Source organism: Paenibacillus arenilitoris (assembly GCF_014705655.1).
Classification (GTDB): Bacteria; Bacillota; Bacilli; order Paenibacillales; family Paenibacillaceae; genus Pristimantibacillus; species Pristimantibacillus arenilitoris.
This window is the reverse complement of the sequence record NZ_JACXIY010000011.1, coordinates 25,846-39,370: the sequence shown is the minus strand read 5'-3', so window position 1 is coordinate 39,370 and position 13,525 is coordinate 25,846. Positions and strand designations below refer to the sequence as shown.

Below are 13,525 nucleotides of genomic sequence, written 5' to 3'. Positions count from 1 at the left end.
TTTAAATCTCACACACACATTACGCTCGGTCTCTTTTTATTCGATTGCCTATCATCTTGCACGAATGACTTGTGCCCAAGCCGTTTGATTTTTCAATCGGTATTAACGCGATTGTTCGCCCCCATTGTTTCAAGCCTCCCTTTTCCAAAAAATCGTTCCGTCGGCAGCCCCCCGGCTACAAACCACAGTATAGAAGCGGCAGTCCGGATAGTAAATAAAGCGTTTTCATTTGTCTGCGGATTTTAGTCGCCTTTAGGGAAGGATGACCGAAAAAGCTTGTAAAATCAAGGTTTTTGTTGTGTGGAAAATGCTAAACCGATTGAAATTGCTAAAAAATCGGACTCCTGCGCGTATCCATAAAACAAAGGCGAATGTCCATTCAAAGTTGAATGGACATTCGCCTTTCGCACAATTTTGCATGACTTTTATGTTATTCATAGCCGATTCCTTGATAGAAAAAACCGATGGCGTTCATTTCATCGGAGTCCAGCAAGTTTCTGCCGTCAAATAGATTCGGCCGATTCATGATCCCTTTCATCTTGGTCCAATCAACCTTTTGGAAAACCGGCCATTCGGTGCATAAGAAGACGGCATCCGCGCCTTGCACCGCATCCTCCAACGCCATGCAGGAAGCAACGGATTCATACTGCACATCGGCAGGAAGCTTGGCTACCGGATCATACGCGTAAACCTTTGCCTGTTCGCTAAGCAATCTATCGATTATACGAAGGGCCGGCGCTTCCCGCATGTCATCCGTATCCGGTTTGAAAGCCAATCCCAGCACCGCTACTTTTTTATTCGCAAAGGATTTCAACCGTTCGCGGGCTTTGTCCAGCAAGTACAAGGGCTGCGTTTGATTGACGTTAACGACTTTTCCCAAGATGCTTAACTCGATATGATTTTGTTTCGCCGCGAAAATCAATGCAGACACATCCTTGGGAAAGCATGAACCTCCGTATCCGATTCCCGCTTGAAGAAAGCTTGTTCCGATTCTCGGGTCCAATCCGATCCCGTTTGCCACTTCTATTATATTGACGCCCAGTTGATCGCATAGTCTGGCTAATTCGTTCATATAGGAAATCTTCGTGGCCAGAAAGGCGTTTGACGCATACTTGATCAGCTCCGCGGTTCGCGGCGCGGTTACGACAATCGGACATTTTATGGAGCGGTACAGCGTTCGAAGGAGATTTTCGGCTCGTTTACTATTGGTCCCGATGATGACCCGATCCGGATTCAACGCATCCTCCAACGCTTTCCCCTCGCGCAAAAATTCCGGGTTGGAAGCCACGTCGAACGGAAATGATCCTTTTTGGACCGCTTGAATCCAACCCGTTACCTGTTCCTGCGTTCCAACGGGAACCGTGCTTTTGGTAATGACTAATTTATAACCATTCATGGTTTGGCCGATATCTTCCGCTACCTGCTTCACATATCGCATGTCGGCACCGCCATCGGGACGGGAAGGCGTTCCGACGCATATAAAGATCGCCTCATGCTCTTGAATAGCCTTGTCTTTATTCGTGGTGAATCGGATTTGCCCGGTACCCAGATGCTTTCTCAGCAATTCCTCCAATCCCGGTTCGTAAAAATAAAGCACGCCCTTCTCCAGCTGCTGAATTTTTTGCGCATCCGTATCGAGTCCCGTTACGTTCCATCCCATTTCGGCAAATACCAAGGCAGTCGTCGTCCCTACATATCCCGTGCCTATCACTAAAATATTCATTGGCCGCTACCCTCTACTCTTGGATGTATGCCCGCCATGACGGATCCAAATCCAATGACCGTGTCCTTTAACGTATAAGAGATATGCTTCAAATGAACCTCGTTTAGAATGATGCTGTTCTCGATCCGGCAATCTTCAATATGCGAATCCGTGCCTATGGATACATAAGGACCGATAACGCTGTCTTTCAGAACGCATCCCTGACCGATGATTACCGGCGCAATAATCGTACAATTGTTCACTATTGCGGTTTCATGAATCGTTCCTCCGCCATGCGTCTGATCGAGCGTTCTCCGATTGGCTTCCAACCATCTGTCTACTGTTCCGACATCCATATTCAACTTCTCCGTAATGTGATAAGTGACAGGGAAGTTATGGTCGACTAGCCATTGAATCGCATCCGTGATTTCATACTCCCCCCTGGCGGAAGGGGTGATGTCCCTTACCGCTTTAAAGATCGACCGATTGAAGGCATAGGCTCCCAGGACGGCAAGATTGGACTTTGGGTTACGGGGCTTTTCTTCCAACCCTGCGATACGGCCATCCAACACTTCCGCAATGCCGTAATCTTGAGGATTTTCAACCTCGGCCAGCAGCAAGGAGCCGTGACTCCCCCTCTCTTCAACGTCTGCTTTCAGTTCGGTTAACGGCTCGGCAATCAGATTATCGCCAAGCAGCAACAAAAAAGCATCCTCTCCGATATAAGGCTGCGCTTGCTTCACCGCATCCGAGATGCCCTTCGCTTCGTTCTGGTAAATATAAGTGACGGTTACCCCCAACGATTCGCCGTTTCCGATTCGTTCCCTTATATCGGCTTCTTGCGATGGATGTATACAAATTCCGATCTCCGCTATCCCCTGCTCGACCAATTTTTCCATGCAGGTCTGCAGCATCGGGATGTTGGCAACAGGCATAAGCGTTTTGGAATGTTTGAGGGTGATCGGGTGCAGACGCGTCCCTTTTCCGGCACAGAGGATAAGTCCTTTCAAATCGCATCTCCCCTTGTCATGATCAATTTCTATTAATCTATGAAAAGGATCGGACATCGGTATGGGCTAAGCTTCTCCATTTCGCATTTTCAGTGCGGATCTTAACAACGCCCATCTCATGAAGTAGCCGTGTCATCAACGGAAAGCCGTTCATATCTTAAAAGTAGTGCCCAGAGATAATTAACCTAAGGGAGATGTGAATGTTGAAGATCGCCCAGATATCGACCAATACGATAACGGTTCCGCCTAAGGCGTACGGGGGGACGCAGCGGGACATTCATTACTTAACCGAGGAATTGGTTCGGCGCGGGCATCATGTCGTATTATTCGCCAAAAAAGGTTCCACGGCCCAGGCTACCGAAACCTTCGAGTATCCTACGAACGACCCGGAGGAACAACTCGAGTTCATCATGAGCAATCTCCCTGACGATGTCGATATCATTCATGATCATTACGGTATCGTCGCGAAAGCAAATCCGCCCATTCCGACCATAAGGAACTCCCATTCCAAGGGGGTTACAGGGGTTCAAATTCCGGTATACGTTAGCAAAACGATCCTAAAGAGATTCGGGAAGAATAGAGGCTATTACGTGCATAACGGGATTAGGGTCAATGATTACGCCTTTCGAAAAAAGAAAAGGAGTTACCTCCTGTTCCTTGGCCGATTGATCGAGCAAAAGGGCGTTCACCTGGCGATTAAAGTCGCCCAAAAAACGGGGAAAGAGTTAATCATTGCAGGCACACTTAATGATAGGAACTATTTTAATACCCAAATCAAGCCTCATTTAAATAAACGCATTCGATATGTGGGACCGGTCGGCGGCAAAACAAAGATGAACCTGTTGGCCAACGCCAGCTGCGTTCTGTTCACATCCACTTGGAATGAGCCGTTCGGCCTCGTTCTTATTGAAGCTTTGGCCAGCGGCACTCCCGTGCTTGGCTTCAAGAAAGGAGCGGTTCCGGAAGTTCTAAAGGGATTGCCGCAGCTACTGTGCAGCAATACCAAGGAAATGATTTTGAAAGTGAAGAACCATGCAGGCTTCCCCTCGGCCTACAGATGCCGGCATTATGTCAGAGCCCATTTCTCCGACAGCGTCATGACCGATAATTTTTTAAAACTATACGACAAGGTGATTAAAGGGAAAAAATATAAAATCATTAAAAATTCAACATGGAACAAGAAGTTGAAAAAGATTCAAAACAAGGAGCTGGAATGATTGGTAACGATTATCGCATGTACCATGAGATCCTCTTTTGTGGATAATGTGTTTGCCAATTACGATCGCCAGGTTTGGAAGGACAAAGAGATGATTATCGTGTTAAACAAAGACGATATGAGCCTAGATGAATGGAATCAAAGGGCAAGCCAATATCCGAATAACGAAGTGAAGGTTATTCAGCTTCCTCAAAAATATCATCTGGGAAAATGCTTGAACTACGCGATCGCCAATGCGAAGGAAGGCATCATCGCCAAGTTCGATGACGATGATTATTACGGGCCCAACTATTTAAGAGAGTCAGTGGCCGCTCTCAAAAGCGGTAAAGGCTCCATTATCGGCAAGCATACCTCTTATCTCTATTTCGAGGAGAAGAAAGCGCTCATGGTCTTTCGGCCGGGGGGAGAACATAAGTATGTGAGGAGCGTTAAGGGGGGGACGCTCGTATTTAAAAAGTCTTTATGGAGAAGGGTCAAATTCCCTGAATTCAAAAAAGTAGGCACGGATTCCGGTTGGACCGGCAGATGCAGAAGAAGAGGATATAAAATTTATTCCGTTTCCAAAAAAAATTATGTTTGCGTAAGACGAAAAAACACCGGCTCCCATACGCAAAAAAAGAGCACGAAACGATACATGTCCCAGTGCAGGCTAGTCCGTCACACCAAAAATTATTCCCGTTTCGTAACCTAATACATCCTTTCTTTTTTACACCCTCCGAATACCGGAACATCGCGTCCTTGCCGGGCCATTCCATAACGGTCTGGTCCTGGCGTCCATTATCCCTCTGCCTCGGAAGAAGTCTGGCGGCCGTGATGCAGCATCCCCCCCTCCCCCGTATCGATCGTAAGCGCATGATCGGAATCCCGGATCGTCGCGTAGAACACCTCGCGGATGTCCGGATATCCTGCCGCTTTAAGCTCCTGCCGCAGCCAATTCTCGTCTTTTCCGATCAAGGCGACATTTTTCCGCTGCACCTTCCCTTCGACGACGACGGCAATCGGCAGCCCCTGATATTCCATCTCCAAGTTCAAGTGCCTTGGCGTCAAGGCAACGACATCCTTCATCGGAACGATACTGATTTGGCCGTTAGGCTCAAGAATGGCATACTCCACATCCTTAATGTCGGGATACCCGCCCGCACGAAGAGTAGCCAGCAATTCGACAAGAGAGAACCGGCTGCGAAGCAGCTTCGATTTGTTGATTTTTCCGTGCTTGATTAAGATGGAGGGCTGCCCGATCAACAACCGGTTCAACCAACGGAACAAGACAAGGCGGGTAAATAGAATATGAAGCAGCGTGACGACGGCGATTCCGGCAAAAATCCAGCCGAGGCGCTCTTCCAGCAGCGGATGGACGCCCAATGTCGCTAAAAAAATGATCGCCGTCAAATCGTGAGAAGTCAACTGGGCGAACGCCGCTTTGCCCAACAATCGGATCACGATGACCGAAACCGAGTACAGCAGAATGACCTTGCCAATGTAGAGAAGCATAATAACCACCTTAACCTATAGGAATGAAAATAACGGACAGAACGGACTTCAATTATTTTCCGATATTGGGCGGTGGAATATGTATGGAAGAGCAGGAATCCCCCTCCACGATTTTGCTCCTAACGATGATATGGTCCGGATACTCGCCCTCGTTGCCGCCAAGCTTATGCATAAGCAGCCTGACGGACTCGGCGCCAAGCTCGGAGGGCTGCAGATCCATGCCGGTCAGCGGCGGCGTCGTCTGATGCATCATGGATAAATCGCCGCAAATGACGAACAGCGAAACATCCCCCGGAATGCGGAGGCCCAAATCCTTAATCGCGTTCATGACGCTGAACGCCGTGCGGTCATCGTCCGCGATGATCGCCGTCACCCGCTCCCCGCTCTCCCGAATGACTCGGACCGTCTCCGCATAGCCGTAATTTAAATAATCAGCCGATTGAATGGACGGCTTGCAATAGAGCAAATGGTCCCGCACATCGAGCCGGTGCTTCGCCAGCGCTTCGATGAACGCCGCTCTTCTCTCCATGGACACGGTCATCCGTTCGTTCGCGTTCAGGAACAGGATGCCCGAATGCCCTTTGCCGATCAAATAATCGCAAATATCATGCATGATTTGGGCATTATCATTGTTAACCGTAGGGGCGCTCTTCGCCTGCGCATTCATGATTTGGCCGACCGTGACGAACGGAATGCCGTTCTGATGGAGCAGGTCGATGCGCTCGTCCTCCTCCGTCGGTCCGAGCACGATCGCGCCGTCGATCGGGTAGCTGGCCAAGGAAGGCGTCCTCACCTCGAGCACCGGAAGCATGTCGAGCAGCACCCTGTAGCCGAACAGAGAAGCCTCCAGCACGACCCCGTTAATGAATTGATTATGAAACGCGCTGAAGAAAAAGTTGCCGTGAGGGACGGTAAGCCCGATCGCCATCGTCTTCTTCGTCACCAGGCTTCTCGCGATGTGATTCGGAACGTAATTCAGCTCCTTGGACGCCTTGAGCACCCTTTCCGTCACTTTTTTGCTGGTCGGCCTCTTCTGACTGAACACGTTGGAGACGGTTCCTTTGGATACGCCGGCGAGGCGCGCCACGTCATCGATTTTCGCCATGACTAGCCGTTACAGCCTCTCAAGCCTGAATCCGCTTCTTCGCGGCGAGCTCTTCATTCAAGCGATCCGCCAATTCCACGAGCGCAAGCGGCTCTTCGATCGTGTAATCCGGCCGCTCCGCCGGGTCAAGCGATGTCTTCGGGTACCGCGAGGTCCAGTTCAGATGCACGCTCGTAATGCCGGCCTGATTCGCTCCCCTGACGTCGCGCGACAAATTGTTGCCGACCATGATGATCCGGCCGCGGTCGCGCTCGCCAAGCTCCATCGCGCCCATAGCCGCCTTGAACATGCGCGGATTCGGCTTGTCGACCTTCATCTGCTCGGAGTAGATCAGCACTTCGAAATAATCGTAAAGGCCGTTCTGCGTCAACAGATTTTTGAAGGACTGCGCCGTCCCGTCGGCGACGATCGCCAGCCTGTACCCGCGCTCCGCAAGCGTTCTGACCATCGTATCGGCTCCGGTAATGACCCGGCCCTCTATGACCGTGCCATGCTCGTCGCGAACCTCCGTGCCTTCGTCGATAATCGTATCCCCGCAATCGAGGAAAATAATCAGTTCTTTCGCTTCATCGCTCATCTTCGGTCCCCCGTTCATTTCCGTGCACCCCTTAATGTCAATTCGTCCGCATAATGGCAGGCCGCAAAATGTTGTTCTGCGATTTCCCGCATTGCGGGCATTTCCTTCAAGCATCTTTCCGTCTTATACCCGCAGCGCGGATGGAAGTGGCAGCCGCTCGGCGGATTCGCCGGATTCGGCACCTCGCCCTCCAGAATGATCCGGTCCTTCTTTGAATCCGGATCCGGCTGCGGCACCGCGGAGAGAAGCGCCTCGGTATACGGATGCCTGGGCTGCCGGAACATCGAATCGACGGCCGCAAGCTCCACCACTTTGCCCAGATGCATCACCGCCACGCGGTCCGAGATGTTCTCCACGATCGACAGATCGTGCGAAATGAATATATACGTGATTTTATATTGCTCCTGCAAATCCTTCAACAGATTTATGATTTGGGCTTGGATCGACACGTCCAGTGCGGATACCGCTTCGTCGCATACGATCAGCCTCGGCTGGGTAATCAGCGCCCGCGCGATGGCGATCCGCTGCCGCTGTCCGCCGGAGAACGCATGCGGATAACGTTTAAGGTAGCTTGCGTTTAACCCCGTTTTCTCCGCGATGGCCGATACCTTCTCTTCCACTTCCGCTTTGGACAGCTTGAAGCTCGCGACCAGCGGCTCCGATATGATGTCGAATACGCTCATCCGCGGGCTAAGCGAGGAGTACGGATCCTGGAAAATCATCTGAATGTCTTTTCTGAATTTTTTCGCTTCGGCGCCCTTCAGCTTCAGGTAGTCGACTGCTTCCCCGCCTTCCGTACGATAGACAACCTCGCCGGAGGTGGCATTTATGCCCCTTACGATGCAGCGGCCGAGCGTCGTCTTGCCGCAGCCCGATTCGCCGACGACGCTCAGCGTCTCCCCCTCCTGCAGCCGAAAGGAAATATCCTGCAGCACGCGCACGGACGCCGGCTTGGCGAACAACGCCTTCCGGGACTTTACTTTGAATTCCTTATTGAGGTTTCTCACATCCAGAATGGGCTTCGTCATCGCTGCTGTCCTCCCGGCTGTTCCGAATACAGGAAGCATCTGACCGTATGACTGTCGGAAATTCGCGTCGCGGGCACGGAGCGCGCATTGCACACGCCTTCGATCCGATCCTTGCAGCGGTCGTAAAATCCGCACATCGGGGGCATATTGACCGGGATCGGCACCGAGCCCTCGATCGATTCAAGCCGCTTCGCCTTGCTGCCGCCCAGCCTCGGCATCGATCGCAGAAGCCCTTTCGTATACGGATGCTTCGGATTGCGGAAGATGTCCTTCATAGGCGCCTGCTCGACGATTTTGCCGAGATACATGACGGCCACTTCGTCGCACATTTCCGCGATAACGCCCAGATCATGCGTCACCAGCAGGATCGCCATGCCGAATTCCCGCTGCAGCCTCTTCATCAGCTCCAGCACCTGGGCTTGAATGGTCACGTCCAGCGCCGTCGTCGGCTCGTCTGCGATCAGCAGCTCGGGGTTGCAGGACAACGCCATCGAGATCATCGCCCGCTGGCGCATGCCGCCCGAGAATTCATGCGGATATTGGTCGAACCGCTTCTCCTGATCCGAAATCCCGACCTTGCCCAGCATCTCGAGCGCGATCCTCTTCGCTTCCTTCTTGTTCCTGGTCCGGTGGATCAAAATCGCTTCCATGATCTGATTCCCGATCGTGTACATCGGCGAGAAAGCCGTCATCGGCTCCTGGAAAATCATCGCGATCTTCCGCCCGCGAATGGAACGGATCTTCCTGCCGTTCGGGTTCAGCGCCAATAGATTCAGCGGTTCCCCCTTCGCCTCGGGCTCTTGCGACGAGGTGTACGCGATCGTCCCCGACGTCTCGCATTCCTTCGGATTAATGCCGATGAGCGCCCGGCTCGTCAAGCTTTTGCCGCAGCCCGACTCGCCCACGAGGCCCAGTGTCCTGCCCCTGCGAATCTCGAAATCGACCCCGTCCACGGCGTTCATGACCCCGTTATCCATCTGAATCCGGATCTTCAGGTCCCGAACACGGAGAAGCGGCTGCTGCGGTTGAGCGGCCTCTGCTGTCATATGTATCCCCTCGCTATGACCTTGAATTTTGTACTACCTTTTGTATGGATCCGCCGCGTCGCGCAAGCCGTCGCCCACAAAGTTGAACGTCAGGACGGTGAGGATGACCGTGCCGAGCGGAATGATTTTCCACGGATACAAAGCGATATTATCGATCTTCTGCGCCTCCTGCAGCAGCACGCCCCAGCTGGTGGCGGGGGAACGGATGCCGAGACCGAGGAAGCTCATGGCCGTCTCGGCCAGAATCATGCCGGGAATCGCCAGCGTCGCGGCAACGACCAGGTAGCTGATGAACCCGGGCAGCAAATGCTTGACGATAATTTTCGCGTCGCCGACGCCCGAGATTTTGGCCGCAACGACGTAATCTTCGTTTTTGAGGGAAATAAACTTGCCCCGCACGACCCTCGCAAGCCCCGTCCATTCGATGAACGCGAAGATAATGACGATATAGAAGTACATTCGGACGACGGGAATGCGCGGTGGTATCGCCGCGGACAACGCCATCCACAGCGGCAGCGTCGGAAAGGAACGGATAATTTCGATGACCCGTTGAATGACGGCATCCAGCCAGCCTCCGAAATAGCCGGACGCGCCGCCGATGATAAGGCCCAATACGAAGCTGATCCCGACTCCTGCAAGAGGGATGCTGAGCGATACCTGGCTGCCGAGCAAAATGCGGGAAAATAAGTCCCGCCCGAGCGCGTCCGTGCCGAGCAGGAATAGGCGGCCGGGCTCCTCGACGCCGAACAGATGCGTGGTCGAAGGAATAAGGCCGAGAAGCTTGTAGCTTTCGCCCTTGACGAAAAATTGCAGCGGATAAACCTTCTCCGTGTCGGACGCAAAAATTTTGCGCATCGTCTCCGGATCCCGATCCGACTTTAATCCGTAGACGAACGGCCGGAGATGAAATTTCCCCTCCGCATCGACGAAGCGCAGCTTCATCGGCGGCGCGTTCACGTATTTGCTGTCGTAGCTTTCCAGCCCGTAGGGAGCCAGAAACGGGGCGAACAACGCTCCCGCATAGAGGAGCGCCAGCACGGCCAGGCTGACCCGGGCGAGCTTATGCTTCTTGAACCTCGCGTACATGAGCCGCCATTGCGAGCTGTAGTTCGCGTCCTTGCCCCTGGCCGGTTCAGCGCTAGCGGCTTGTCGTCTTCCGAATACCGGTAGTAATCTCATAGGCTACGTTCCCCTGAACTCTGTGCGAATTTTTGGATCCAGCCACGCGAGCAGAATGTCCGAAATCAACGTCCCGAGCACCGTCAGCAGCGCCATGAACAGCAGCCACGTTCCCGCCAAATACATGTCCTGCCCGAGCAAGGCATTGAACATGACCGGTCCTTGAATCGGCAAGTTGAGGACGATCGCCGTAATCGTGGACCCGGTGAAGATCGACGTCAGCGACCAGCCGAACGTGCTGACGATCGGATTCAGCGCCGCGCGCGTCGGATACTTGAACAGGATTTTCCGCTCCGACAAGCCCTTCGCCCTTGCCGTGACGACGTTCGGCTTGTTCAGCTCGTCGAGCATCTGGCCCCGCATGACGCGAATCAGGTCCGCCGTCCCGGACAGCCCGATGACGATGACGGGAATGACCATATGCTTCGCCAGATCGATCGCCTTGTCCATCGACCACGGCGCATTCACGTATTCGGCGGAGAACAGGCCGAGCAGCGGATCTCCGAACCACGTATAGGACAGGAACATCAGAATGACGGCCATCAGAAAATGCGGGGTCGCCATCCCGAGAAAGCTCAGCCCCGAGAAGAAATAATCGCCTATCGAATATTGCTTGACCGCGCAGTAGATGCCGATCGGAATCGCCACGAAGTACTGGAACGCCATCGTGACCAGGGATACGGTCAGCGTCAGCCCCATATATTGCTCGATGACGGCCAGGACGGGCTTGTTATAGTTAAAGGAGAAGCCGAAGTCTCCGTACAAGACAATGTCCTTGACCCAAATGAAATACTGCTCGTAAACGGGACGGTCGAGGCCCAGATCCGCCCGCATCGCATCCATGTCTTCCTGCGTGAATACTTCTCCGGCAACGGACATCTCGGCCGCGTAATTGGATACGTAATCGCCGGGCGGAAGCTGAATGATGTAGAACACGATGACGGATATGAAAAACACGACCGGGACGGCCAGCAAAATACGCTTCAACGTGAACTGTAGCACCTGTTATCCTATCCTCCCTTGACCGCATTCGGCATCGCGCGAATGCCTGGCGGAATGAACGCGCTGCCCGTAAAGGGGGAGAGCCTACGCTCCGCCCTTATCGGCACGCAAGTGATGCGAAGGTTACGGCTTCAAATAAAACTGCGCGGGATGGGCCGCTCCGAGCGAACGGAACTCGTCGGCCCATATCATGTCCTCCGGAATATTGCCCATCTTGTTCGATGCGGCGATCAAGGTTGGCGTCGGGCCGGCATAGCCGATCACCCATTGGTTCTTCCTATGCAGCTTGACGATCTCGTCTCCGAGCCGGTTAATCTCTTCCGCCGTGCCGGCCGCCTTGATTTGATCCCAGAACGCGAGAATTTCGGCGACGTCGCCCTCCGGCTTCACGCCCTCCTTGCCTCCGGAAGAAACGTACAGGCCGTATTGCCCGTACCACGGCGTCAGGACGCGAAGCGGCACGAGCGCATCGGGGCGGTAAGCGACGTTCACGACGGAGATGTTCTCGATGCTCGCCGGAACCTGATTCGAATACTTCAGCTCCTGCAAGGTCGCCTGATCGACGATCTTCACGTTCGTCTTGATTCCCATATCCTCGTAATACTTTTTGAGAAGCTCGGTATAGTTGGCGCTCTCCTCCGAGGAGTCCATAATGGTGAGCGTCACGTCCGAGCCGTCCGGGAACAGCCGGAAATCGTTTTTGTCCCGCTTCGTTAACCCGATCTCGTCAAGCAGCGCGTTCGCCCGGTCGGGATCGAAGCTCGCCCATTGATCCGCCCATCCTTCCTGGTAGCCGAGAAGCCCTTCCTGGACGGATGCCTGGATCGGATCCGCGATGCCGTTCGTTACGATTTCCGTAATTTCGGTGCGGTTGACCCCGAGGGACAGCGCTTCCCTGAACCGGATGTCCTGGAACAGCTTGCGAAGATTCGGGTCGTCGATCGTTTGGTTAAGCTGCAGGCCGGAAGTCATCCATGCCGGCTGCTGCCAAGGAATGACGCGGAAATCGCCCTTCTCCTCGTTTTCCTTCAGGACGGTGAAATCCTGCGCCCCGAACGTGGATAGGTTGAAATCTCCCGCCAACGTTCCGAGCACCCGCTGGCTCGGATCCTGGATTTTCGTCGCGACGATTCGGTCCATGTAAGGCAGTTGATTGCCGTCCGGATCCGTTTTCCAATAATACGGGTTGCGCTCCATGATGAACTGGTCGCCGTTCGGATCGTTCTTGGCCACCCATGGCCGGAGCGTCGGGATTTGCGGGTAAATCCAGTAGTAATAGCCGGTCTCCTTCAGGAAGGCGGTCGTGTCCTCGAAGCCCCACTCTTTGGCGATCGCCAGCGCTTTGTCTTCCCCTGCAAGCTCGGGCAGGATCGTTTTGTGAAAATGGGCCGGAGCGAAAAACCACTTGTTGTCGATCGCGACCCGTTCGAGAAACTGCACGCTCGGATATTTATGAACGACCTTGAACGTATAATCGTCCACCTTCGCGACCGTGGCCAGCGCTTTGTCGCCGGTGACCGGGTCGACCGAGTAATAGGCGTCGTAGATCGCTTTGCCGAACGTTTCCTTCGTCAGCATGTGCTCCCAGTAGAACAGCACGTCATCGGCCGTAAACGGCATGCCGTCGGACCACTTCATCCCCTCTCTGAGGCGGATGGTGAACTCGGTCGAATTATCGTTGACCTCGTAGCTTTTGGCTACGTTCGGCTCGACGCCGCTGCCGTCCTTGTTGAACCGGAACAGCGCCTCCTCCGTCGGCTGCCCTACGGCCCACTTGTCGCCCGGTCCCGTCCAGGCCATCGTCCAGTCGCCGCCATACTGCCCGATCTCGTCGACCACGGGCTGGACCATGACGTCTCCCTGCACCGGCAGCCGTTCGGCCAGCGGCGGGAGCGCCCCTTCGGATACGAGCTTTGCGAGCATGGGCGCTTCTTTGGCCGCCGCAGTGCCCGTGCCGCCCCCACCCTTGCCTTCTTCCTCGTCCCCGGCCTTGCTTTCGTTGCCCGGATTGTCCGCCGCATTAGACGGTTTCGGCGAATCGTTGTTGTTCGTACAGCCGGCAGCGATAATGAAAATGATGACTAACAGAATAGCGATACCTTTCCTTCGTCTCAAATTAACCCCTCCATAAGTGAACTGCATGCGGTTTGACCGCGCCTGCGCTTCCTT

The 13,525-nt window shown here is 53.8% G+C and carries 12 protein-coding genes; 2 read left to right on the top strand and 10 right to left on the bottom strand.

Annotated features, from left to right (window positions below; translation table 11 throughout):
* Window positions 1-430: 430 nt before the first annotated feature.
* Together IDH41_RS08990 and IDH41_RS08985 are read right to left on the bottom strand one after the other, a co-directional pair.
* The gene (locus tag IDH41_RS08990; protein WP_190860233.1) at window positions 431-1,723 is read right to left on the bottom strand and encodes a UDP-glucose dehydrogenase family protein; all 1,293 of its coding nucleotides are present in this window, start codon (window positions 1,721-1,723) and stop codon (window positions 431-433) included.
* Complete coding sequence (locus IDH41_RS08985; RefSeq protein WP_190860231.1) at window positions 1,720-2,712, bottom strand: sugar phosphate nucleotidyltransferase; 993 nt, start codon at window positions 2,710-2,712, stop codon at window positions 1,720-1,722. The genes IDH41_RS08990 and IDH41_RS08985 overlap by 4 nt, the downstream gene beginning before the upstream one ends.
* Window positions 2,713-2,912: 200 nt before the next feature.
* Here IDH41_RS08985 and IDH41_RS08980 point away from each other — a divergent pair, with 200 nt between their 5' ends.
* Both IDH41_RS08980 and IDH41_RS08975 read left to right on the top strand, forming a co-directional pair.
* On the top strand, window positions 2,913-3,929 hold the full coding sequence (locus IDH41_RS08980) for a glycosyltransferase family 4 protein (RefSeq protein ID WP_190860229.1): 1,017 nt from the start codon (window positions 2,913-2,915) through the stop codon (window positions 3,927-3,929).
* Window positions 3,930-4,619: a glycosyltransferase family 2 protein gene (locus IDH41_RS08975; RefSeq protein ID WP_190860227.1), complete on the top strand. Its 690-nt coding sequence runs from the start codon at window positions 3,930-3,932 to the stop codon at window positions 4,617-4,619.
* Window positions 4,620-4,705: 86 nt separating this feature from the next.
* Here the strand turns inward: IDH41_RS08975 and IDH41_RS08970 are convergent, their stop codons facing one another.
* The 8 genes from IDH41_RS08970 to IDH41_RS08935 form a co-directional block, all read right to left on the bottom strand.
* Entirely contained in the window at window positions 4,706-5,419 is a 714-nt protein-coding gene (locus tag IDH41_RS08970) for a DUF421 domain-containing protein (protein WP_190860225.1), read from the bottom strand.
* Between the two features lie 52 nt (window positions 5,420-5,471).
* On the bottom strand, window positions 5,472-6,524 hold the full coding sequence (locus IDH41_RS08965) for a LacI family DNA-binding transcriptional regulator (protein WP_190860223.1): 1,053 nt from the start codon (window positions 6,522-6,524) through the stop codon (window positions 5,472-5,474).
* A gap of 19 nt (window positions 6,525-6,543) precedes the next feature.
* Window positions 6,544-7,119, bottom strand: a complete 576-nt coding sequence (locus IDH41_RS08960; protein ID WP_190860221.1) for an HAD family hydrolase — start codon at window positions 7,117-7,119, stop codon at window positions 6,544-6,546.
* Window positions 7,116-8,129 (bottom strand): ABC transporter ATP-binding protein, encoded by a 1,014-nt coding sequence (locus IDH41_RS08955; RefSeq protein ID WP_190860219.1) that lies wholly within the window; start codon window positions 8,127-8,129, stop codon window positions 7,116-7,118. The genes IDH41_RS08960 and IDH41_RS08955 overlap by 4 nt, the downstream gene beginning before the upstream one ends.
* On the bottom strand, window positions 8,126-9,175 hold the full coding sequence (locus IDH41_RS08950; protein ID WP_317890711.1) for an ABC transporter ATP-binding protein: 1,050 nt from the start codon (window positions 9,173-9,175) through the stop codon (window positions 8,126-8,128). Before IDH41_RS08950 ends, IDH41_RS08955 begins: the two co-directional genes overlap by 4 nt.
* Before the next feature lie 33 nt (window positions 9,176-9,208).
* Window positions 9,209-10,354 (bottom strand): ABC transporter permease, encoded by a 1,146-nt coding sequence (locus IDH41_RS08945; protein ID WP_190860218.1) that lies wholly within the window; start codon window positions 10,352-10,354, stop codon window positions 9,209-9,211.
* Window positions 10,355-10,357: 3 nt separating this feature from the next.
* Entirely contained in the window at window positions 10,358-11,356 is a 999-nt protein-coding gene (locus tag IDH41_RS08940) for an ABC transporter permease (protein WP_190860217.1), read from the bottom strand.
* A gap of 123 nt (window positions 11,357-11,479) precedes the next feature.
* Window positions 11,480-13,471 carry an ABC transporter substrate-binding protein gene (locus IDH41_RS08935; RefSeq protein ID WP_223829582.1) on the bottom strand — a complete coding sequence of 664 codons (1,992 nt, stop codon included), beginning with the start codon at window positions 13,469-13,471 and terminating at the stop codon, window positions 11,480-11,482.
* Window positions 13,472-13,525 lie beyond the last annotated feature (54 nt).

Bases quoted from the DNA above. Each gene is read 5' to 3' on its own strand.
- IDH41_RS08970 (WP_190860225.1), bottom strand. From the start codon at position 5,419: ATGCTTCTCTACATTGGCAAGGTCATTCTGCTGTACTCGGTTTCGGTC.
- IDH41_RS08950 (WP_317890711.1), bottom strand. From the start codon at position 9,175: ATGACAGCAGAGGCCGCTCAACCGCAGCAGCCGCTTCTCCGTGTTCGG.
- IDH41_RS08960 (WP_190860221.1), bottom strand. From the start codon at position 7,119: ATGAACGGGGGACCGAAGATGAGCGATGAAGCGAAAGAACTGATTATT.
- IDH41_RS08980 (WP_190860229.1), top strand. From the start codon at position 2,913: ATGTTGAAGATCGCCCAGATATCGACCAATACGATAACGGTTCCGCCT.
- IDH41_RS08990 (WP_190860233.1), bottom strand. From the start codon at position 1,723: ATGAATATTTTAGTGATAGGCACGGGATATGTAGGGACGACGACTGCC.
- IDH41_RS08965 (WP_190860223.1), bottom strand. From the start codon at position 6,524: ATGGCGAAAATCGATGACGTGGCGCGCCTCGCCGGCGTATCCAAAGGA.
- IDH41_RS08955 (WP_190860219.1), bottom strand. From the start codon at position 8,129: ATGACGAAGCCCATTCTGGATGTGAGAAACCTCAATAAGGAATTCAAA.
- IDH41_RS08945 (WP_190860218.1), bottom strand. From the start codon at position 10,354: ATGAGATTACTACCGGTATTCGGAAGACGACAAGCCGCTAGCGCTGAA.